We start from the raw sequence: 21554 nt of genomic DNA on the forward strand, positions 1-21554 counted from the left end.
GTTCAACGGATGCGGGCGAGCTTGCCGCCAACGGCGACGGGAGCGAGCGATGCGGGTCTGGCTGATGGCGGTTCCTCTGGTGGCGATGGCCGCTCCGGCTTCGGCGCAGATTTGGGGCGGTCCTTCGGGCGGCGCGGAGCGGTTCACGCCGCGCACACCCGAGGTGCGGCTTCCGAAAAGCGAGACGCGCATCGGTTCGGCCGGGACCAGCGGGCGCGATACGCGGCAGATTCGCGGCGAGATCGATTCCGCGCTGGAGAACGGCCAGATCGATCGGCGCACCGCGCGACGCCTGCGCCGCGACGCGAACCGGATCGACGCGATGCGTAGCCGCTATCGCAGCGGCGGCCTTAGCGATTCCGAAATTGCCGAACTGGGCACGCGAGAGGATCTGCTGCGCGACGACGTGATCGCCGCCCGCAGCAGGACGCGCTAGCGGATCCGTTCGGCCGTTACGCGGTTCGCGAGCGGGCGGCCATTTTCGGCATCGGCGATGCTGGCCAGCGTGGTCTCCGCGATCGCGCTCAGCGCTTCCTCGGTCAGGAACGCCTGATGGCCGGTGACCAGCACGTTGGGGAAGGTCAGCAGCCGCTGGAAGACGTCGTCCTGAACGATGGTGCCCGAAAGGTCGCGGAAGAACAGGTCGGCTTCCTGTTCGTACACGTCGAGCGCCACGCCGCCGACGTTGCCGCGCTTGAGCGCCTCGATCAGCGCGCCGGTGTCGATCAGACCGCCCCGGCTGGTGTTGACCAGCATCAGGCCAGGCCGCGCCGCTTTCAGCACCGCGGCGTCGATCAGGTGATGCGTGTCGGGCGTCAGCGGGCAGTGGAGCGTCACGATGTCGCTCTCGCGCAGCAGCGTCTCGCGCGGGACGTAGCGGACGCCGAGCGCCTTCAGCTCGGCATCCTCGACCAGATCGCTCGCCAGCACTTCGCAGCCAAAGCCTGCGTGCAGTGCCCGCGCCACCAATGCGCCGATCTTGCCGGTGCCGACCACGCCTGCGACCCGGCCGTGCAAATTGCGGCCGACCAGCCCATCGAGCGCGAAGTTGTTCTCGCGGGTGCGCGACCATGCGCGGTGGATCTTGCGGTCCAGCGCCAGCAGCAGCGCGATGGTGAATTCGGATACGGCATGCGGCGAATAGGCGGGAACGCGCACCACGGGCAGGCCGAGCGCATCGGCTGCCGCCAGATCGACATTGTTGAACCCGGCACAGCGCAACGCGATCAGGCCGACGCCGAGGGCCTTGAGCCGCTCCAGCACGCCACGGTCCAGCCGGTCGTTGACGAAGACGCACACCGCGCCGCAATCGGCGGCCAGCGGCGCCGTATCGGCGTTCAGTCCGGCCTCGAGAAAGTGCAGATCGTGTCCGAACGCCGCGTTCGCCGCGGTCAGGAATTTCCGGTCGTACGACCGCGCGCCGAACACTGCGACCCGCATCGGCTCAGCCCTCGGGCGGGATCGGCGCGTCGATCGGCTTTTCGAGCTGGAGGCCGTGCTTCATCAGCATCGGGATGTTCGCCGCGGCGAAGACGAAGGTGACGATCACCACGCCGGGGAATTTGAACGCTGCCCACACGTCGCTGCTGAAGTTCAGCCGCACCACTTCGTTGGCGACCGCCAGCACGAGGAAGAACACCAGCCAGTTGATCGTCAGCAACTGCCAGCCGCGCTTCGACAGGCCCGGATAGGCGGTGCCTAGCAGGGTCTCCAGCACCGGCTTTTTCGTCACGAGGCCATAGCCGAGGAACAGCGCGAAGATGCAGTAGATGATCGTCGGCTTGATCTTGATGAAGAAATCGTCGTGGAAATACAGCGTCAGCCCGCCGAACACGAGCACCAGCGCGCCCGACATCCACAGCATCGGCGAGATGTGACGCGTCTTCCACCACGACACCGCCATCGCCACCGAGATGGCGATCATGAACGCCGCCGTCGCCGCCAGCAGGCGGGCGATACCGGGTCCCGGCGCGAGGAAGTTGACGAGGAAGAAGACCGCGAGCGGCCCGATGTCGATCGCCATGCGCAGCAGCGGGGAAGCTTCGGTCTTAGCGGCCATTGGTCAGTTCTTCCACGCCGGCGATGATCCGCGCAACCTCGTTCGCGTCGAACGGGCGCAGATCGTCGACCTTTTCGCCCACGCCGATCGCATGGATCGGCAAGCCGTATTTCTCCGCCGCCGCGACCAGCACGCCGCCGCGCGCCGTGCCGTCCAGCTTGGTCATGACGAGGCCGGTGACGCCGGCCACTTCCTTGAACACCTCGATCTGGTTCAGCGCGTTCTGGCCAGTGGTGGCGTCGAGCACCAGCACCACGTCATGCGGCGCGGCGGGGTTGAGGCGGCCCAGCACGCGGCGGATCTTGGACAGTTCGTCCATCAGCTCCCGCTTGTTCTGCAGGCGTCCGGCGGTGTCGACGATCAGCACGTCGATGCCCTTTTCGGTTGCCTGCTTGACCGCTTCGAACACGATGCCCGCAGGATCGCCGCCTTCCGGGCCGGTGACGATCGGAACGCCGATCCGCTCGGCCCAGGTCTTGAGCTGGCCGATGGCGGCGGCGCGGAACGTGTCGCCCGCGGCCAGGATCACGCTGTAATCCTGCTCCATCAGCAGGTTGGCGAGCTTGGCGATGGTGGTGGTCTTGCCGCTGCCGTTGACGCCGATGACGAGGATCACCTGCGGACGCGGGAATGCTTCGATCTCGAGCCGCTTGGACACGGGTTCGAGCGCCTTGGCGATCTCTTCGGCCACGACCAACCGGATGCCCAGTTCTTCCATGCCGGTTTCGAACTGGCCGTCGGCAAGGCGGCTGCGGATCTTCGCGGCGGTGCCCGGACCTAGATCGGAAGCGATCAGCGCTTCCTCGATCTCGTCGAGCGTCGCGTCGTCAAGACGGCCAAGGCTGAGCCCGGCGAGATTGCCGATCAGCCGGTCCGACGTGCGCTTGAACCCGCCAAGCAGGCGCTGGTGCCAAGAGGTGCTCATGCGATCAGCTTTCCGTCCTGAACGCTGTTGATCTTCAAACGCACTATCTTTCCAACCTCGGTTTGGGCGTGGCGCACTTCGGCGAAGTTGCCCGCATGGCCCCGGTCACCGGGGCGCTCTACCAGAATTTCCTGCTCGCTGCCGACAAGGCTTTCGAGCCAGCTCGTCCTGCGCGTCGCAGCGGCGTCCCGCAAGCGTGCAGCACGCGCCTTCACCACTTCCGCCTCCACCAGCGGCATCCGCGCGGCGGGCGTGCCGGCGCGGGGGCTGTAGGGGAAGATATGGGCATGGACGATGTCGCAATCGGCGATCAGCGCCAGCGAGTTGGCGAACATCGCGTCGTCCTCGGTCGGGAAACCCGCGATCAGGTCCGCGCCGATCGCAATATCCGGGCGCGCCGTCTTCAGCCGTTCGACAAGCGCCACGCTTTCGGCACGCGAATGGCGGCGCTTCATCCGCTTGAGGATCATGTCGTCGCCGGCCTGCAGCGACAGATGGACGTGCGGCATTACCCGCTCTTCCTGCGTCAGCAGCGCGAACAGCCGGTCGTCGACTTCGATCCCGTCGAGTGACGAAAGCCGCAAGCGCTTCAGCACGGGCACATGGCGCAGGATGCGCTCGACCAGCGTGCCGAGATTGGGCTGGCCGGGCAGATCGTGGCCATAGCTGGTCAGGTCCACGCCGGTCAGCACTACTTCGGCATGGCTCTCGGCCAGCGCCGCGATCCGGTCGATCACCGCGCCGGCCGGCACCGAGCGGCTGTTGCCCCGCCCGAACGGGATCGCGCAGAAGGTGCAGCGGTGGTCGCACCCGTTCTGCACCTCGACAAAGGCGCGGGCATGGGTCGAGAAGCTGGCGGCCAGATGCGGCGCGGTGTCGCGCACGGCCATGATGTCCTGCACCACCAGCGCGGCTTCGCTGGCCCATGCCGCTGCGTCGAGCTTTTCGGCATTGCCGATCACCCGGTCCACCTCGGGCATCGCCGCGAACGCCTGCGGATCGATCTGCGCCGCGCAGCCGGTCACGACCAGCTCCGCGCCGGGCCGCTCGCGCCGTGCGCGGCGGATCGCCTGGCGCGTCTGCTTGACGGCTTCGTTGGTGACGGCACAACTGTTCACCACGACGGTGTCACGTCCTGTCAGAAGCGAACGGATCGTTTCGCTCTCGGCAAGGTTGAGACGGCAGCCCAGACTGATCACATGTGGCGAGGAGAGTGGCATTGGCGGACGATCTAGGTGTGACGGACCTCGATGTCCACGCGCCAAGAATTCAAGAGCGGGCGACCGAAGTACTTGGCTTCTGGTTCGATCTGGCGATGCCCGAGCAATGGTTCGCCCAGTCGAACTCGTTCGACGACGAAGTACGCGCGCTGTTCGGCCCATTGCGCGATCTCGTGCTGGGCAGCGGTGCCGCAGGCTGGCGCGACGATCCGGACACGCTGCTGGCCGCGATCATCGTGCTCGATCAGTTTAGCCGCAACATCCATCGCGGCACGGCCGAGGCCTTCGCCGCCGATCCGCTGGCGCAGGAACTCACCGCACTGGCGCTGGTCAGTGGCTGGGACGAAGGGATGAGCGAGGAGCGGCGGCAGTTCCTTTACATGCCGCTGATGCACGCCGAGGATCCCGAACTTCAGGCGCTGTGCCTCAAATGCTTCGATGCGCTGGGCCGCGAGCAGAATATCGCTTTCGCTCGCGAACATGCCGCGGTGATCGAGCGGTTCGGCCGCTTCCCGACCCGCAACGCCGCGCTGGGCCGGGAGACCACGCCTGCCGAAGCCGAATGGCTCGCCGCTTCTCCGGTTAGCTGGTAACTTCAGCCCGGATGGCGTTCGAGCCGGATATCGCGGCGGGCGAGTAACTCCCCATTCGCGGCACGGCCCAGCGTCACGATACCGCTCCCGCCGCGCAGCTCCTGCCGTCTGCGATAGTCGTCGGTCACGCCAAACTCGCCGGCGAACACGGCATCGTCGATATAATAGGGCCGCCGCCCCGGTTCGCCGATGAACAGGTGAACATGCGCGGGCATGGTCATGTCCGGATAGGGCGCCGGCTTGATCGTACGGAAGGTGTAGATGCCGTCCGCGCCGGTCTTCGCCCAGCCGCGCAGGCGGCCGTGGCGGCGGCTCCACTGGCTCTCGGCCGACCCATTGGCGTAGAGGCCCTTCGCGTTGGTGTGATGCGCATAGACGATCACGCCGGCCGCCGGAGTGACGCCATCGGCGCCGGTGATGCGGCCGGTCAGGATCATCCGCTCACCCGGTTCGCTGGCCGCGGCGAGCTGGACGGTCGCCGTGAGCCCGGCGGGCGCCCGCTCGGCCACCGCTTCGCAGCCTTCGCAATTATAGAGGTCGGCCCTCACCGTATCGCGTGGGGCCGCAGGTTCGGCCGAAATCGAGCGGCAGGCGATCAGCGTGCCCGCGCTGCCTGCGAGTGTCAGCAAAGCCGTTCGCCGATCCAGCGTCATTGACCTGTCCCATCCGCTCCATCAGTTTTGCGCAAATTATGCGGGATTGAAGGGGAGGGGAAGCCGTTGCGGCCGGAATCGCGCCATCGTTACGCGCTGCCCGCGCGCCTGCTCCACTGGGTGGTCGCGATCGGGGTGATGGTGCAGATCGGATTGGGCTGGGCCTCCGAATGGACCGAGGACCGTCACGCCAGTTTCCAGTTGATCCGCAATCATTATCAGCTGGGCGTGATCCTTGCGGGATTGATGGCGATGCGGCTGCTGTGGCGCGTCGCGAAGGGCGCGCCACCGCCGGACGCAAGCGAGCCGCGCTGGCGCAGCGGAACTGCCTCGGCCGTGCACTGGGCGCTCTATGCGCTGCTGCTGACCATGCCGGTCAGCGGCTATGTCATCTGGATATGGATGGATGCGCCGCGCGACGTGCTCGGGCTGTTCGAGCTGCCGGCGCTGTTCACGCCGCCCGCCGAGGACGAAACCTGGCGGGCGAATGCGTGGTACATTCATGTGTATAGCAGCTGGACAGTGATCGCGCTGGTGCTGCTCCACGTCGCCGCTGCGCTATGGCACGAACTGGTGCTGCGCGACCGCCTTATCCGGCGGCGGATGCTTTAGCCCGCCAGTCGCTGGCTCGGGATTTCCGGCGAGGTTTCGACTGCAACCGGTGCGCCCTGCTGGGCCACCAGCAGGCGCCGCTCGGCGAGCAGGCGGCGGACGCCGGTGACCGACAGGGGACGGCCGTAGAGCCAGCCCTGTGCCTTGGCGCATCCGATTGCGCGCAGGCGTTCCTCGATCGCGGCGTCCTCGACGCCTTCCGCCGTCACCGGCAGGTTCAGGCTTTCGCCCAGCCGGGCGATGGCGTTGACGATTGCCGCCGAATCCGCATTCTCGTTGAGCGACATGACGAAGCTCTTGTCGATCTTGATCCGGTCGAAGGGCAAAGCGCGCAGGTGCGCCAGCGACGAATAGCCGGTGCCGAAATCGTCGAGCGCCAGGCGGACGCCCTGATTCTTCAGGCTGCCGACGATCGATTGCGCCAGCGCCAGATTGTCGAACAGCGAGCTTTCGGTGATCTCCACTTCCAGCCGGTTGGCGGGGAAGCCGGTTTCGGTGAGCACCTTGATGATCTTCTGCGCCAGCCACGCGTCGCGCAGCTGCCAGGGCGAGATGTTGATCGAGATGCTGAGCGACGGATCCCAGTCGCGCGCGGCCATGAACGACTGGCGCATGATCGACAGCGACAGATCGGCGATCATGCCGGTTTCTTCGGCGATCGGGATGAACAGTTCGGGGCTGATCAGCCCGCGCACCGGATGCTCCCAGCGCGCCAGCACTTCGAACCCGTGCAGCTTGCCGCTGGCCAGATCGATCTGCTGCTCGAAATAGGGGACGATCTCCTGACGCGGGATCGCGGTGCGCAGGCCGCTTTCCAGTTCGTTGCGCGTCTGGAGCTCGCGCTCCATCGACTGGTCGAACCATGCGAAGCGGTTTCGGCCCGATTTCTTGGCCTGATACATGGCTATATCGGCCGAGCGCATCAGCGCGTCGATGCTCGCGCATTCGAAGTCCGAGCGCGCCACGCCCAGCGAGCAGGAGATGTGCAGGCGCAGGCCTTCGACGTCGAACGGCTGCGACATGCGGCTGACCAGCTTCTCCGCGATCCGCTCGACCGTGCCGGGCTGGCTCGGATCGAACAGGAAGCCGCAGGCGAATTCGTCGCCGCCCAGCCGCGCGGTCAGCGAGATCGGCGGCATGGCCGCGGCGATTTCCTGGGCGACCGCGCGCAGCAGGGCGTCGCCCACCGCATGGCCGTGCATGTCGTTGATCGTCTTGAAGTGATCGAGATCGAGCATCAGCAGCGCCATCGCCTTGCGGCGGCGTTGGGCGCGGACGAACATCGCGGCGCCTTCCTCGGCCAGGCTGCGGCGGTTGAGGAACCCGGTCAGCGGATCGCGGCTCGCCAGCATCTGCGCGCGTTCCTCCGCAGCGGTGCGCACGCGCACCTCCATGCTCAGCGCATGGTGCCGCCGCCAGCCGAACAGGATCAGCGCGACGTTGAGCAGCAGCGCGATCACCAGCGTGCGATCCGCCGGGGCGCCGCCTTCGAAATAATGCTGGAGCGTCGTCGACAGCACCGAGCTGCCCGTGCCCACGAACATGAGAATCGCGGCGACGCTGATCGCACCGGTGACGATGTCGCCGCCCTTGCCGGCGTCGTTTTCCGCGTTTTCCTCGAGATCCAGCGCCATTGCCGGAAGGCTCCCCCAATGCATGAGGGTGCAGGTTTCTCATGATCAGGGTATAGAACGGGTTAAGCCCGGAACGGTTTTATTGCGGATTTTTCGTTGCTTGTGTCCGGCTTGCACTGAACGGCCTCTCCCGCTATGTGCCCGGCCATCCGTTCCCCGGAACGCGATCGCATCAGCGCCTACGGGTGCAGGCCGGCCGACGAGGTTTCGTCCGCCGGCTCGCTTTGCGTTTGGCGATTCGGGGGACGAAAAACGGAGTGATTTTGGTCTCATGTTCGAGAGTCTGAGCGAGCGGCTGGGCGGCGTCTTCGAGCGCCTGCGGGGCCGTGGCGCGCTCACTGAAGCCGATGTGCGGACCGCGATGCGCGAAGTCCGCGTGGCGCTGCTGGAAGCCGATGTCGCGCTTCCGGTAGCCAAGGCGTTCGTCGACAAGGCGACCGAACAGGCGGTCGGACACGAAGTCCTCCGCTCGATCACGCCGGGCCAGCAGGTCGTCAAGATCGTCCATGACGCGCTGGTCGAGATGCTCGGGCCGGACACGGCCGAGCTGAACCTTGGCGTCACGCCACCCGCCGTCATCATGCTCGTCGGCCTTCAGGGCTCGGGCAAGACGACCACCACCGCCAAGCTGGCCAAGCTCATCACCAAGAGCGAAGGCAAGAAGGTGATGATGGCGTCGCTGGACGTCAATCGTCCCGCGGCGCAGGAGCAGCTCGCGGTCCTCGGCACCCAGACCGAAGTCGCCACGCTGCCCATCGTCAAGGGCCAGAACCCCGTCGAGATCGCCCAGCGCGCGCTCTCCGCCGCGAAGCTGCAGGGCTTCGACGTGGTGATGCTCGACACCGCCGGCCGCCTCCACGTCGATCAGGCGCTGATGGACGAGATGAAGGCCGTCGCGGATATCGCGAAGCCGCAGGAAATCCTGCTGGTGGTCGACAGCCTGACCGGTCAGGACGCCGTCAACGTCGCGACCAGCTTCTCGGCGCAGGTGCCGCTGACCGGCGTGGTGCTGACCCGCATGGACGGCGATGCCCGTGGCGGCGCGGCGCTGTCGATGCGCCATGTCACCGGCAAGCCGATCAAGTTCGCCGGCATGGGCGAAAAGCTCGACGCGATCGAGCCGTTCCATCCCAAGCGCGTCGCCGGCCGCATCCTCGGCATGGGCGACGTCGTGTCGCTGGTCGAAAAGGCCGCGGCGTCGATCGAGGCGGAAGATGCCGAGCGCATGGCGAGCCGGCTTGCCAAGGGCCAGTTCGACATGAACGACCTGCGCAGCCAGCTGGCGCAGATGCGCAAGATGGGTGGAATCGGCGCGCTGGCGGGGATGATCCCCGGCATGAAGAAGGCGCAGGCGGCAATGGCCGGCGGCGCGGTGGACGAGCGCATCCTGCTCCGCATGGACGCGATGATCGGCTCGATGACGCCCAAGGAGCGCGCCAAGCCCGAACTGATCAACGCCAAGCGCAAGATCCGCATCGCCAAGGGATCGGGGACGACCGTTCAGGACGTCAACAAGCTGATGAAGATGCATCTCGAGATGCAGACCGCGATGAAGCGCCTGAAGAAGATGGGCGGCCTGAAGGGCATGATGGCGATGCTCGGCAAGGGCGGACCCGGCGGCGGCATGGGCGGTCTCGGCAACGCGATGGGCGGCCCGGAAATGGGTTCGCAGCTTGGCGACATGATGGGCAAGATGGGCGGTCCCGGCCTTCCCGGCCTGCCCGGACCGGGGGCGAACCTGCCCCCCGGCCTCGAGAAATTCCTGAAAAAGAAATAACCCAACACACTGAATTCAAATTGAAAGAAGGAATCGAATAATGGCTATTTCCCTGCGTCTGTCGCGCGGCGGCTCGAAGAAGCGCCCGTATTACCGCATCGTCGTCGCCGACGCCCGTTCGCCCCGCGACGGCAAGTTCATCGAGAAGATCGGCACCTACAACCCGCTGCTCGCCAAGGACGACGCCAAGCGCATCGTTCTCGACGGTGACCGCGCCAAGTATTGGCTGGGCGTCGGCGCGCAGCCGACCGACCGCGTCGCCCGCTTCCTCGACGTTGCCGGCATCAAGGAGCGCGCCGCCAAGAACAACCCGAACAAGGGCAAGCCGGGCGAGAAGGCCGTCGAGCGCGCTGAAGAGCGTGCCGAGAAGCTGAAGGCAGCCGAGGAAGCCGCCGCCGAGGCAGCGGCTGCTCCGGCGCCGGTCGCTGAAGAGACCGTCGAGGAAGCCCAGGCCGAGACCGAAGCCGTCGTCGCCGCCGAAGTCGAAGCTGCGACCGAAGCACCGACTCCGGAAGCCGAAGCCGTTGCCGAGGCCGCTGCTGAAGAGACTCCGGCTGCCGAAGCCGGCGAGGAAAAGGCCGAGGGCTGATTCCTTGACGCAGGATCGCCCCGTCACGCTCGCCGTCATCATCGGTGCGCACGGCGTGACGGGCGAGGTCCGTCTGAAGGTCTTCGCCGAGGACCTGAATGCCCACAAGGCATTCAACAACGGCGCGCTGACGCTCAAGTCGCTGCGCCCAGGCAATAATGGCGCGATCGCGCGCTTCGCCGAAGTGGCGGACCGCAACGCAGCCGAAGCGATGCGCGGCACGGAACTCACCGTGCCGCGCACCTCGCTGCCCCCATTGGGCGAGGGCGAATATTATCATGTCGATCTGCTGAACCTGCCCGCCGTCTCCGCGAGCGGCGAAGCGCTCGGCCGCGTGATTGCGATCGACAATTACGGCGCGGGCGACGTGATCGAGATCGAGCGCGAAACCGGCAAGCGCTTCATGGTGCCGATGAAGCCCGAAGCGGTGCCCGAATGGGATGCCGAACGGCTGGTCGTGGCGGACGATTTCGTCGAATAGCGGAGCTTCAGTTTATTTGTCACTCCGAACAAGCCCGGGGTGACGAAGAAGAAGGAGAAATTTCTTCTTGCACTCCTTCCACGTCATCACCGGCGGTCCCGGCTCGGGCAAGTCCACCCTTATCGAAGCGCTCCGTGCCGCAGGCCACGCCGTGGTCGGGGAAACGGGCAGGGCGATCATCCGCGATCAGGTGGCGCGGGGCGGCGATGCGCTGCCCTGGGCCGATCGCGTCGCCTATGCCCGGCTGATGCTGGAACGCGACGTCGCCGCATATCGCGGGGCTTCGGGACGGACTTTCTTCGATCGCGGCATTCCCGACGTGCAGGGCTATCTCCGCCTGATCGGCGAGACGCCCTTGCCGGAAGTCGAGGCTGCGGTCGCCGCCTGCTGCTACGCACCGACCGTCTTCATCGCCCCGCCCTGGGAAGCGATCTTCGAGCGGGATGCCGAACGGAAACAGGATTTCGCCGAGGCCATCCGCACCTGCGACGCGATGCGCACCGTCTATGGCGAGGCTGGCTATGCTTTGGTCGAATTGCCCCTTGCGCCGGTGGCCGAGCGCGTGGCTTTCGTGCTTGAACGCGCCGGGACTGTCATCGACTTGTAACTCGACTATTCTACTGGGGTTTCCAGATGGGCAACACGGAACGCGCTTCCTGCCTCGCCGAACCCCAGCTTTGGGACAGGCTCTCCTTTTACCGCATCGGACCCGAAGACGCCGCGCTGAGCTTCGCGCAGCGGCTGGCGCGCGAAAATGGCTGGAGCCTTGCCGAGGCCGAACGGGTGATCGCGGAATATAAGCGCTTCTGCTATCTCGCGGTCACCGCCGGGCATCCCGTCACGCCTTCGGATGCGGTGGATCAGGCCTGGCACCTGCATCTCACCTATACCCGCGACTATTGGGATCGCTTCTGCCCCGAAATCCTCGGAATGGCCCTGCATCACGGCCCCACGGCGGGCGGCCCGCACGAGCAGCAGCGCTATTTCGAGCAATATGCCGATACGCTCAAAAGCTATGAAGCGGCGTTCGGCACCCCTCCAGCCGATCTCTGGCCCGATGCGGCCCGGCGGCTGATCGACGACCCGCGCGCGCGGCGGGTGCATCCGCGCGACGTCCTCGTCATCCCGAGACGCGCAATGTGGTTGACCGTAGCGGTGGTCGCTGCGGCCTTGCTCGTCTGGATGATCGCTCAAGGGAGCTGACTTATGGGACTGGGACCTTTCGACCTCACGGGCGGACCCTTCCTCCAACTTTACGGCGTCCTGCTCGTCGTCACGATCATTCTCGGCCTGCTGATCCCCCGCTGGCTGCGTCCGGACGGGCGATCGGCTGGCACCAGCGATCCCGACGAACTCGCGTGGCTCGCGGGCGGCAAGGCGCGCTTCGCCGATGCGGTGGTCGCGCGGCTGCTCGCGGCGCGCGCGCTGCTCATCGTCAGCAAGGACGCGTTCCAGCCCGATCCGCACCATCAGGGACGCACTCCTGCCGAACGCAGCGTGCTGGCGCTGTCTTCTCCGGCGAAATGGAATAGCGTGCAGGGAGCGATCCATCCCCATGCCGATCCGATCCGCCGCCGCCTGATCGCGAACGATCTGCTGATGGACGGCGGCACGGTGCTCCAGCTGCGCTTCTGGCAGACCACGCCCTACCTCCTCCTGCTCCTGTTCGGCGCGATCAAGCTCGAGGTGGGGATGAGCCGCGACCGGCCGGTCGGCTATCTGACGCTGCTGCTGATCCTCACCGCGATCCTCGCGCTGGTCCGCTTCCTTATGGTCGACCGGCGCACGCGTGGCGGAAAGGCTGCGGTCGCGCAGGCAAGGCGCGGCGCCGATCGCCTCCGCCGTGCGCCGACTGCGGAGGAGACCGGGCTGGCGGTCGCCCTGTTCGGCACCACCGTTCTCGCCGGATCGGCATGGGCGGACTATCACCGCATGCGCAGCGCCGGAGATGGAAGTTCGTCGAGCGGCGACAGCGGATCGAGCAGCGATGGGGGCGGCGGCGGTAGCGGTTGCGGCGGGGGCGGCTGCGGCGGATGCGGGGGCGGTTGAGCCGGCGCTGTCCTACACGGATTTCCTCCGCTAGCCTTTGCCCCGAAACGAATCCCGGGGATATGAAATGAGCGGTCGGCAGGCTGATTTTGTGGCGATGAGTCCGGTGGCCGGACGCATTCCGGGGCGGGGGATTTTTTCGCGATATTGGTGTCAACCGTGTCAACCGATTGTCGCGTTGGCGGCGCTGGCGCTGCTCCTCATCGCCATGCCCGCGTTCGCCCAGACCGCGCCTGCCGACGAAGCGGTGATCCGCACGAACGTCCCGCGCATCGACGCGATGTTCGAGGAGTTCCAGAAGAAAAACCCGACACCCGGTCTCGTCTATGGCATCGTCGCCAATGGCCGGCTGGTCCATGTTCGCGGCTTCGGCGTGCAGGACATCGCGGAGAAGCGCCCGGTCACGCCCGACAGCCTGTTCCGAATCGCTTCGATGACCAAGGCGTTCACTGCGCTTTCGATCCTGTCACTGCGCGATGCGGGCAAGCTGTCGCTCGACGATCTGGCCGAGAAATATGTGCCCGAGATGAAGGGCTGGCGCTATCCGACCGCGGACAGCCCGCGCATCCGCGTCCGCGATCTGCTGAGCCATACCGCCGGATTCGTCACCGACGATCCTTGGGGCGATCGCCAGCAAGTGCTGAGCGAAGCCGAATTCACCCGGATGATCCGCGACGGCGTGCCGTTCACCCGCCCGCCGCAGACCGGCATGGAATATTCCAACTTCGGCTATGCGCTGCTCGGACGGATCGTGGCGAACGCATCGGGCATGCCGTACCGCACCTATGTCGAGCGGACGATCCTCAAGCCGCTGGGCATGACCAGCACCGGTTTCGAGGTCGGCGAATGGCCGATCGCTCGCCGTTCGATCGGCTATCGCTGGGAGAATGACGCCTGGCTCGAGGAGCCGACGATGAAGCATGGCGCGTTCGGCGCGATGGGCGGGCTTCAGGTCAGCGCGAACGATTATGCGAAATGGGTGTCGTTCCTGCTCTCCGGCTGGCCCGCGCGTGACGGCGCGGATGCGGGGCCGGTCCGCCGCGCAACGGTTCGCGAACTGGCGCAGGGCGAGAATTTCACGCGCACCCGCCGCCGCATCGGCGCCACGGGCGAGAAGGGCTGCATGCAGTCCGAAGCCTATGGCAAGGGCTTCCGCGTCGCGCAGGACTGCCAGCTGGGCCTGATGATGCATCATGGCGGCGGCTATCCCGGCTATGGCAGCCATGTGCTGCTGCTTCCCGAATATGGTGTCGGCATCTTCGTCTTCACCAATCGCACCTATACCGGCGCGGCCAATCTGGCGTGGGACGCGGCGTTCCTGCTGAACGATGCCGGGGCGTTCACCCCGCGCGAGCTTCCGGTGACGCCGGCGCTCACCGCGATGCACGACAAGGCGCGCGCGGCCTATGCCAGCGGCGACGTGACCGTCCTGCCGCTGGCGATGAACTTCCTGATGGATCGTACCGCCGCCAACTGGCGCATCGAGCTCGGCAAGCTGCGCGAGCAGCTGGGCGCGTGCCCCACCGCCGAGCCGCTCCACGCCACCGGCGCGCTGACGGTTTCGTTCCGCTGGAATTGCGAGAAGGGCAAGCTCGACGGCCAGATCCTGCTCGCCCCCACCAACCCGCTGAGCGTGCAGGCGCTGCGCTTTCAGCTGGTGAAGCCGTAATGGAGTGGCTTGGTGTAATCGGCATCGGCGCGGCGGTATTGCTCGCATCGGCGGCGCTGTCGTGGATGCTCCAGCGCAGGATGCGCTGGCTCCATCCGGTCGGCACCGCGGTACTGGCCATCGTGTTGATGCTCGCCATCCTCGTGCTGATCGTCGGCTGGACGATCGTACAGACGCTGGCCCGGATCGGGGAGGCCGGAACCGGGACCGTCAGCGATGCCGTGCCCGCGGTCGACATGCTCCATTATGGGGTGCTGCAGGGGATGCTGATCCTTGCGGTCGGCTTCCCCATCGCCCTGATCGTCGCGTTCCGGACGCGGGGGAGGAAGGGCGGGCGCTAGGCCACGGCCCGCTTGCCAATCCGGCGCCAACGGACGAAGGACGCGCATGACTTTCGCCGCCACCGTCCTGACCCTGTACCCGGAGATGTTTCCCGGCCCCCTCGGCGTGTCGCTGGCGGGCAGGGGGCTGCGCGAGGGGCTGTGGTCGCTCGATACGGTCCAGATCCGCGACTTCGCCACCGACAAGCATCGCTCGGTCGACGATACCCCGGCCGGGGGCGGGGCAGGGATGGTGATGCGGGCGGATATCCTCGCATCCGCGCTCGACAGCTTGCCTGCGGGCCGCCCGGTGCTGGCGATGACGCCGCGCGGGCGCACGCTCAGCCAGGCCCGGGTCCGCGAACTGGCGGACGGCCCCGGCGTGGTCGTGCTGTGCGGCCGGTTCGAGGGGTTCGACGAGCGGTTGTTCGACGCGCGCGAGATCGAACAGGTCTCGATCGGCGACTATATCCTCTCCGGCGGCGAGATGGCGGCGCTGACCCTTCTCGACGCTTGCATTCGCCTCATTCCCGGAGTAATGGGCGCGCCTTCCAGCGGTATGGACGAGAGCTTCGAAACGGGGCTGCTCGAATATCCGCAATATACCCGACCTGCTGAATGGGAAGGGCGCACGATCCCCGAAGTGCTGCGATCGGGGGATCATGCGAGGATCGCGGCATGGCGTAAAAGCCAGGCCGAGACCGATACACGGCTAAGGAGGCCGGACCTTTGGGAGCGCCATGAGGGCGCTCGGGTTCAACCTCCCTCTGGCGCGCGGCGACGAAAACAGGAAACGTTCGAATGAACATCATCCAGCAGCTCGAAGCCGAGCAGATCGCCAAGTTCAACGAGGCGAAGAAGATTCCGGAATTCCGCCCGGGCGACACCCTGCGCGTCGGCGTGAAGGTCGTCGAAGGCGAGCGCACCCGCGTTCAGAACTTCGAAGGCGTGTGCATCGCCCGCTCGAACAAGGGCATGGGCAGCAACTTCACCGTCCGCAAGATTTCGTTCGGCGAAGGCGTCGAGCGCGTGTTCCCGCTCTACTCGCCGAACATCGATTCGGTTGAAGTCGTTCGCCGCGGCGTCGTGCGCCGCGCGAAGCTCTATTATCTGCGGGGCCGCACCGGCAAGTCGGCTCGTATCGCCGAGCGCCGCGATCCGCGCCCGACCGAGGTTGCCGCGGCCGAGTAAGCCCGAGGCTAACGAAGCAAGCGCGGGGCGCGGAGGCACATGCCTTCGCGCCCCGTTTCGTTTGGCTGTTTCGTTTTCCGCCCAGGGATACTTTAAATTTCCGGCGTGTTACGCTACTATGCCAGCCATGCGGAGCGATGCACACGACAAGCGACTAGGGCAGCTGAGGCTGTTCGCGGCGTCGCTGTGGCTGTCGCTGGTGACCGCGGTCTTTTGTGCGGTGCTGCCAGTCGGCGCCCCGCTCACCACCGCGCTCGGCTCAGCGTTCAATCCCTCGACCACCCAGGTCGCGCTCGGCGCTTCCAGCTCCGGGCTGCGGACGGCGGTCGATCCAGCGGATGACGACGGTTCGGGGCACAAGGGCGCACATGTCGTTGCGTCCGACGCCCTGCCGCCGGTCCAGATGGCCGGCATTCCGGTCCCCCTGGCGACCGCCGACGGCGTTCCGTCGCCCTTCGGCGTCGTCGGTGCGCCGCCGCGCGCACCGCGCGAGACCGCCCAGCCGCGCGGTCCCCCACAAGCCTGACTTCCCGCCGCGGCCTCAGGCCGCATGTTTCGAGATGAGAGACCGCGCGTGACTCCGCGCGGCTCCGCATCCGGGGAAGCAGAATGGCACGTACAAACAAGCGAAAGCGCCCGCCCTGGTGGTTCGTAACCGCCGTATGGAGCGGCATCGCCGGATCGGCAGCCCTTGCGGCAGCCGTGATCGGTGCAACTGCGGAATGATGTGTTTCGTTAGATCAAATGCCCGGGCCGGACATGTTCCGGCCCGGTTTACGCCGCCCGCGCGCGGCGCAATCAAGGAATTCAGATGCACCACACCCCCCTGATCGCCACGGTCGTCGCCGGCCTGGTGATCGCATTCGTCATGGGCGCGATCGCGCATCGGCTGAAGGTGTCGCCCATCGCCGGATATCTGCTCGCAGGCGTCGTAGTCGGGCCGTTCACGCCCGGCTTCGTCGCCGATGCGGGCCTGGCCAGCGAACTCGCGGAGATCGGCGTGATCCTGCTGATGTTCGGCGTCGGCCTGCATTTCTCGCTCAAGGATCTGCTCGCGGTCCGCAAGATCGCCGTGCCCGGCGCGATCGGCCAGATCGCCGTCGCGACCTTGCTCGGCATGGGCCTGTCCTGGACGCTGGGCTGGGATCCGCTGGCTGGCTTCGTCTTCGGCCTGGCGCTCTCGGTCGCCAGTACGGTGGTGCTGCTGCGCGCGCTTCAGGGCGCGAACCTCGTCCAGACCGAGCGCGGCCGCATCGCGGTCGGCTGGCTGATCGTCGAGGATCTGGTGATGGTGCTGGCGCTGGTGTTGCTGCCGGTGCTGGCCAATGTGATGAAGAGCCCGGACGGTGACGCCGCGGCGCTTCTGGTGCCGCTGGCCGGCACGCTGTTCAAGGTCACCGGCTTCGTGGTGCTGATGCTGCTGGTCGGCCGCAAGGTGATCCCGTGGGTGTTGCACTGGGTGGTGCATACCGGCTCGCGTGAGCTGTTCCGCCTTGCCGTGCTCGCCATCGCGCTGGGTGTGGCGTTCGGCGCCGCCTTCGTGTTTCAGGTCTCGTTCGCGCTTGGCGCCTTCTTCGCCGGCATGATCCTGGGCGAGACGCCGCTCAGCCGTCAGGCGACCGAGGAGACGCTTCCGCTGCGCGACGCGTTCGCGGTGCTGTTCTTCGTGTCGGTTGGCATGTTGTTCGATCCGTCCGTGCTGATCGAACAGCCGTTGCCGTTGCTGGCGACGGTCGCGATCATCGTCGTGGGCAAGTCGGTCGCGGCCTATGCCATCGTTCGCGCGCTGCGCCATTCGGGCAAGACTGCGATCACCGCGGCCGCCAGCCTGGCCCAGATCGGCGAATTCTCGTTCATCCTCGCCTCACTGGGCACCAGCCTGCAGATCCTCCCCGCCGAAGGGCGCGATCTGATTCTGGCGGGTGCGATCATCTCGATCTTCCTCAATCCCTTCATCTTCTCGCTTGTGCCCAAGCGCGGCGATGCGGTTGAGATCCCTGACGAGGCGCCGAAGCCCCGCGCGCACAAGGGCCACGTCATCCTGATCGGCTATGGCCGCGTCGGGAAGCTGATCGCGGGCGACCTGACCAAGAGCGGGAAACCGTTCACTATCATCGAGGATCAGGCCGACATGGCGCGCGAGGCCGAAGCGGCGGGGATCGATGTGGTGCAGGCCAACGCGGTCGATCCCGATACGCTGGAAGCCGCGGGCATTCGCGACGCCAGCAAGCTCCTGATCGCGATCCCGGAGGGGTTCGAGGCCGGGGCGATCGCCGAGCGGGCGCGCGAGTTGAACGTCGGCATCCGCATCATCGCCCGCGCCCATTCCGACGCCGAGGTCGCCTTCCTGCAAAAGGCCGGCGTCCCCGAAGTCGTGATGGGCGAGCGCGAGATCGCCAGCCGCATGCTGACCCTCTGTTCCGCCGGATGAGCTTGTGTCGGGGAGCGCAGGCCCGTCCTGTTCGGCGCTCCCCGGCAACCCGTCACGCATAGCTGACGATCTCATATTCGGTGCCGTCGAAATCGAGAAAGTAGAAGCGCTTCCCCGGTTCGTAATCTCCATGCGAGAAGGGAACGAGCCCGGCAGTCTCCACGCGCCGTTCGATCGCGTCGAGATCGTCCACGACGATACCGACATGGTTGAACGGCCGGCCCTTGATGAAAGTCTCGTCCGGGCTCGCCGCGCCGTCACGGGTGTAGAGCGCGATGTAGAAGCGCGCGTCGCCGACATGGATGGTGCATCCGCCGAGCTGGGACGGCCCCTGCCAGCGGATATGCCAGCCGAACAGGTCGTTCAGCAGCTGCGCCGAGCGCTCGGGGTCGCGCACGGTCAGGTTGATATGCTCGATGAAGGGAGCCGTCATTCGCATGGTCCTTGTCTGTGGATTGCCATGCGAGAAGCAGGTACAACCTCAACCTAAGTTGAGGTCAAGGGCTTAATTCGGAGGCGGGATGTCGCGCGGAAACGAGCTTCTGGCGATCGGCGATCTCGCCGCGCGGACCGGCGTGTCGGTCTCGGCGATCCGCTTTTACGAAGGCAAGGGGCTGGTCAGCGCCTTCCGCACCTCGGGCGGGCAGCGCCGCTTTCTCCGCTCAGACATCCGCCGCATCTCATTCGCGCTGATCGCGCAGCAAATGGGGCTGACCATTCCCCAGATCGCGGCCGAACTGGCCAAGCTGCCCGAGGGCAGGGCGCCCAATGCGACCGACTGGAAGCGGATCAGCAACGGATTCCGCCAGCTGATCGACGAGCGCATCGCGATGCTCGAGCGGACGCGGGACATTCTCGACGGCTGTATCGGCTGTGGCTGCCTGTCGCTGAGCAAATGTGCGCTATACAATCCGGACGACCGCGCCGCGCGCAGCGGGGCAGGGCCGCGCTATGTGATCGCACCGCGCGAGCTGGCGTGACACCCTTTACCCGCCGCCATTCCGCCGCGATAACGCCCACAGGTCCTGGTATCAGGTGAAACCATCCGGAGTTGCGGAATGTGGAAATGGGTTGCGGGTGTTGCGTTGGCGGTGGGTTCGGTGATGCCGGCTGAAGCTCAAGAGGCTCCGAAACTGTCGTTCGAGCGCGTCTTCGCCAGCCCCGACCTGGCCGGCACCCAGCCGCGTTCGATGAAACTGTCGCCCGACGGCAAGTATCTTACCGTGCTGCGCAACCGCGCCGACGAGAAGGAACGGTTCGATCTGTGGGCGATGGACACCACAACCGGCGAATGGCGGATGCTGGTCGATTCGAAGAAGGTCGGATCGGGCGCGGCACTCTCCGAAGCCGAGAAAATGCAGATGGAACGCGCCCGCATCGCCGGCACCCGCGGCATCATCAGCTATGACTGGTCGCCCGACAGCAAGTCGATCGTCGTGCCGCTCGAAGGCGAAGTCTATCTCGCGCTGCTCGACGGCAGCGTGCGCAAGCTCGACACCAGCAGCGGACCCAAGCTCAACGTCACGATGAGCCCGATGGGCGGCCATGTCAGCTATGTCCATTCGCAGAACCTCTCGATCCTCGATCTGGCCAGCGGGAAGACCGTGGTGCCGACCGACAGCAACGGCAAGGACACGATCCACTGGGGCGAAGCCGAATTCGTCGCGCAGGAGGAAATGGACCGCTTCACCGGCCATTGGTGGGCGCCCGACGACAGCCGCATCGCTGTGCAGAAGTTCGACGAAGCCCCGGTCGGCATCGTCACCCGCGCCGCGATCGGCGCCGAGACCTCGACCATCGTCCAGCAGCGTTACCCTAAGGCGGGCACCGCCAATGTGCTGGTCGAACTGTGGCTGATGAACCCCGACGGCAGCGGCAAGGTCCGCGTCGATCTGGGCCAGGAAACCGATATCTATCTCGCCCGCGTCAAATGGTCGCCCGACGCGAAAACGCTCTACGTCCAGCGCCAGAATCGCGACCAGACCGTGCTCGATCTGCTCGCGGTCGATCCGGCGACCGGCAAGTCGCGGGTCGTCTTTACCGAGCGTTCGGGTGAGAAGAGCTGGGTCAATCTCTCCAACGCCTTCACCCCGCTCAAGGACGGCAGCCTGATCTGGTGGTCCGAACGCGACGGGCACGGCCATCTCTATCGCTGGAAGAAGGGCAAGTTCACCCAGCTGACCAAGGGCGATTGGGAAGTCTTCTCGGTCACCGGGGTCGATGAAGCGAAGGGCCGCGTCTATTTCCTTGCCAATCGCGGCGACGTGCTCGAACGCCAGCTCTATTGGGTCGATCTCAACCGTCCCGGCACGCCCTCACAGCTCACCCAAGAGGGCTGGTGGAACATGGCGACGATGGACAAGGCCGCGAGCCGGATGATCGTCACCCGTTCGAACACCAGCCAGCCCGCGCAGGTCTATCTGGCCGATACCAGCGGCAAGCGCCTTGCCTGGGTCAACGAGAATTCGGTGAAGGATGCCGCGCATCCCTATAACCCCTATCTCGCCAGCCACCGCGTCCGCACCTTCGGCACGATCAAGGCCGAGGACGGCACCACGCTGCACTGGGAAATGATCACGCCGGAGATGGAACCGGGCAAGCGCTATCCGGTGTTCTTCCAGCATTATGGCGGGCCGCATAATCAGTCGGTTTCGCGCAGCTGGGGCGGGGCGTTGCAGCAGTCGATCGTCGATCGCGGCTATATCTGGTTCCAGATCGACAATCGCGGCTCGGCCAATCGCGGCAAGGTGTTCGAGGACGCAATTTATCACGCGATGGGCACGGTCGAAGTGACCGACCAGCTTGCGGGTGCGGCCTATCTCAAGACGCTCGATTTCGTCGATCCGGACCGGATCAGCACCTATGGCTGGTCGTACGGCGGATACATGACCCTCAAGATGCTCGAAGCCGCGCCGGGCGTGTTCGCGGCGGGCATTTCCGGTGCGCCGGTGAGCAAGTGGGAGCTGTACGACACCCATTATACCGAGCGTTACATGGGCGATCCACGCGTGGTGCCCGAAGCGTACAAGGCATCGAACACGGTCGAGAATGCCACGAAAATTACCGATCCGCTGCTGCTGATCCACGGCATGGCCGACGACAATGTCGTGCTGGAGCATTCGACGGTGATGATGGCGACGCTGCAGGCGAATGCCGTACCGTTCGAAGTGATGCTCTATCCGGGACACACGCATAAGGTCGGCGGGCCGAAGGTCAGCGTTCATTTGTGGAACCTGATCTTCACTTTCCTCGATCGCAGCGCGCCGGCGAAATAAGGCCGGGCCTCTCAATTTTCGTCATGCTGAACTTGTTTCGGTATCCATCGTGCTACAAACGGTTTCATCGCGGGTG

At 66.0% G+C, this 21554-nt stretch carries 24 protein-coding genes; 17 read left to right on the plus strand and 7 right to left on the minus strand.

From position 1 onward, the window contains the following. Positions 1-49: 49 nt before the first annotated feature. Entirely contained in the window at positions 50-436 is a 387-nt protein-coding gene (locus HHL13_RS02505) for a hypothetical protein (RefSeq protein ID WP_169554187.1), read from the plus strand. On the opposite strand, the gene HHL13_RS02510 is transcribed toward HHL13_RS02505, so the two are convergent. The 4 genes from HHL13_RS02510 to mtaB are packed head-to-tail and all read right to left on the minus strand — an operon-like array spanning position 433 to position 4204. After that, positions 433-1440, minus strand: coding sequence for a 2-hydroxyacid dehydrogenase (locus HHL13_RS02510; protein ID WP_169554188.1), 1008 nt, complete (start codon positions 1438-1440; stop codon positions 433-435). The two genes, HHL13_RS02505 and HHL13_RS02510, sit on opposite strands and share 4 nt — an antisense overlap. Positions 1441-1444: 4 nt before the next feature. Further along, the gene (ispZ, locus tag HHL13_RS02515) at positions 1445-2059 is read right to left on the minus strand and encodes a septation protein IspZ (protein WP_240953600.1); all 615 of its coding nucleotides are present in this window, start codon (positions 2057-2059) and stop codon (positions 1445-1447) included. Then, complete coding sequence (gene ftsY / locus HHL13_RS02520; RefSeq protein WP_169554189.1) at positions 2049-2984, minus strand: signal recognition particle-docking protein FtsY; 936 nt, start codon at positions 2982-2984, stop codon at positions 2049-2051. Before ftsY ends, ispZ begins: the two co-directional genes overlap by 11 nt. Further along, positions 2981-4204, minus strand: coding sequence for a tRNA (N(6)-L-threonylcarbamoyladenosine(37)-C(2))-methylthiotransferase MtaB (mtaB, locus tag HHL13_RS02525; protein WP_169554190.1), 1224 nt, complete (start codon positions 4202-4204; stop codon positions 2981-2983). The genes ftsY and mtaB overlap by 4 nt, the downstream gene beginning before the upstream one ends. On the opposite strand from mtaB, the gene HHL13_RS02530 reads away from it, so the two are divergent. After that, positions 4204-4797 carry a DUF924 family protein gene (locus HHL13_RS02530; protein WP_169554191.1) on the plus strand — a complete coding sequence of 198 codons (594 nt, stop codon included), beginning with the start codon at positions 4204-4206 and terminating at the stop codon, positions 4795-4797. The genes mtaB and HHL13_RS02530 overlap by 1 nt on opposite strands. Before the next feature lie 2 nt (positions 4798-4799). Here the strand turns inward: HHL13_RS02530 and HHL13_RS02535 are convergent, their stop codons facing one another. Then, positions 4800-5450 (minus strand): intradiol ring-cleavage dioxygenase, encoded by a 651-nt coding sequence (locus tag HHL13_RS02535; RefSeq protein ID WP_169554192.1) that lies wholly within the window; start codon positions 5448-5450, stop codon positions 4800-4802. Positions 5451-5516: 66 nt separating this feature from the next. On the opposite strand from HHL13_RS02535, the gene HHL13_RS02540 reads away from it, so the two are divergent. Beyond that, positions 5517-6062 carry a cytochrome b gene (locus HHL13_RS02540; protein WP_169554193.1) on the plus strand — a complete coding sequence of 182 codons (546 nt, stop codon included), beginning with the start codon at positions 5517-5519 and terminating at the stop codon, positions 6060-6062. Here the strand turns inward: HHL13_RS02540 and HHL13_RS02545 are convergent. Beyond that, a complete protein-coding gene (locus HHL13_RS02545; RefSeq protein ID WP_169554194.1) occupies positions 6059-7696 on the minus strand; it encodes an EAL domain-containing protein in 1638 nt (545 codons plus the stop codon). The genes HHL13_RS02540 and HHL13_RS02545 overlap by 4 nt on opposite strands. A gap of 271 nt (positions 7697-7967) precedes the next feature. On the opposite strand from HHL13_RS02545, the gene ffh reads away from it, so the two are divergent. The 12 genes from ffh to ybaL all read left to right on the plus strand — a co-directional run bounded on the left by ffh (position 7968) and on the right by ybaL (position 18203). Next, entirely contained in the window at positions 7968-9473 is a 1506-nt protein-coding gene (gene ffh, locus HHL13_RS02550; RefSeq protein WP_169554195.1) for a signal recognition particle protein, read from the plus strand. A 40-nt stretch (positions 9474-9513) separates the two neighbouring features. Further along, positions 9514-10062 carry a 30S ribosomal protein S16 gene (rpsP, locus tag HHL13_RS02555; protein WP_169554196.1) on the plus strand — a complete coding sequence of 183 codons (549 nt, stop codon included), beginning with the start codon at positions 9514-9516 and terminating at the stop codon, positions 10060-10062. Between the two features lie 4 nt (positions 10063-10066). Next, positions 10067-10543, plus strand: a complete 477-nt coding sequence (rimM, locus tag HHL13_RS02560) for a ribosome maturation factor RimM (protein WP_169554197.1) — start codon at positions 10067-10069, stop codon at positions 10541-10543. A 67-nt stretch (positions 10544-10610) separates the two neighbouring features. After that, positions 10611-11150, plus strand: coding sequence for an AAA family ATPase (locus tag HHL13_RS02565; RefSeq protein ID WP_169554198.1), 540 nt, complete (start codon positions 10611-10613; stop codon positions 11148-11150). Positions 11151-11176: 26 nt separating this feature from the next. Continuing rightward, positions 11177-11746, plus strand: coding sequence for a hypothetical protein (locus HHL13_RS02570; RefSeq protein ID WP_169554199.1), 570 nt, complete (start codon positions 11177-11179; stop codon positions 11744-11746). A 3-nt stretch (positions 11747-11749) separates the two neighbouring features. Next, positions 11750-12592, plus strand: a complete 843-nt coding sequence (locus HHL13_RS02575; RefSeq protein ID WP_169554200.1) for a TIGR04222 domain-containing membrane protein — start codon at positions 11750-11752, stop codon at positions 12590-12592. Positions 12593-12800: 208 nt separating this feature from the next. After that, a complete protein-coding gene (locus HHL13_RS02580; RefSeq protein ID WP_169554201.1) occupies positions 12801-14261 on the plus strand; it encodes a serine hydrolase domain-containing protein in 1461 nt (486 codons plus the stop codon). After that, entirely contained in the window at positions 14261-14602 is a 342-nt protein-coding gene (locus HHL13_RS02585; RefSeq protein ID WP_169554202.1) for a hypothetical protein, read from the plus strand. Before HHL13_RS02580 ends, HHL13_RS02585 begins: the two co-directional genes overlap by 1 nt. A 46-nt stretch (positions 14603-14648) precedes the next feature. After that, a complete protein-coding gene (gene trmD, locus HHL13_RS02590) occupies positions 14649-15386 on the plus strand; it encodes a tRNA (guanosine(37)-N1)-methyltransferase TrmD (RefSeq protein ID WP_169554203.1) in 738 nt (245 codons plus the stop codon). Beyond that, positions 15383-15772, plus strand: a complete 390-nt coding sequence (rplS, locus tag HHL13_RS02595) for a 50S ribosomal protein L19 (RefSeq protein ID WP_169554204.1) — start codon at positions 15383-15385, stop codon at positions 15770-15772. Before trmD ends, rplS begins: the two co-directional genes overlap by 4 nt. Before the next feature lie 127 nt (positions 15773-15899). Next, positions 15900-16298, plus strand: coding sequence for a hypothetical protein (locus HHL13_RS02600; protein WP_169554205.1), 399 nt, complete (start codon positions 15900-15902; stop codon positions 16296-16298). 285 nt (positions 16299-16583) lie between these two features. Next, complete coding sequence (gene ybaL / locus HHL13_RS02605; RefSeq protein ID WP_169554206.1) at positions 16584-18203, plus strand: YbaL family putative K(+) efflux transporter; 1620 nt, start codon at positions 16584-16586, stop codon at positions 18201-18203. 52 nt (positions 18204-18255) lie between these two features. Here the strand turns inward: ybaL and HHL13_RS02610 are convergent, their stop codons facing one another. Further along, positions 18256-18636, minus strand: coding sequence for a VOC family protein (locus HHL13_RS02610; protein WP_169554207.1), 381 nt, complete (start codon positions 18634-18636; stop codon positions 18256-18258). A gap of 88 nt (positions 18637-18724) precedes the next feature. Between HHL13_RS02610 and soxR the strand changes: the two genes are divergently transcribed. Together soxR and HHL13_RS02620 are read left to right on the plus strand one after the other, a co-directional pair. Then, a complete protein-coding gene (gene soxR, locus HHL13_RS02615) occupies positions 18725-19183 on the plus strand; it encodes a redox-sensitive transcriptional activator SoxR (protein WP_169554208.1) in 459 nt (152 codons plus the stop codon). A 78-nt stretch (positions 19184-19261) separates the two neighbouring features. Then, the gene (locus HHL13_RS02620; RefSeq protein ID WP_169554209.1) at positions 19262-21478 is read left to right on the plus strand and encodes a DPP IV N-terminal domain-containing protein; all 2217 of its coding nucleotides are present in this window, start codon (positions 19262-19264) and stop codon (positions 21476-21478) included. The last annotated feature ends 76 nt before the right edge of the window (positions 21479-21554 follow it).

It is taken from the genome of Sphingomonas sp. G-3-2-10, assembly GCF_012927115.1.
GTDB lineage: Bacteria > Pseudomonadota > Alphaproteobacteria > Sphingomonadales > Sphingomonadaceae > Sphingomonas.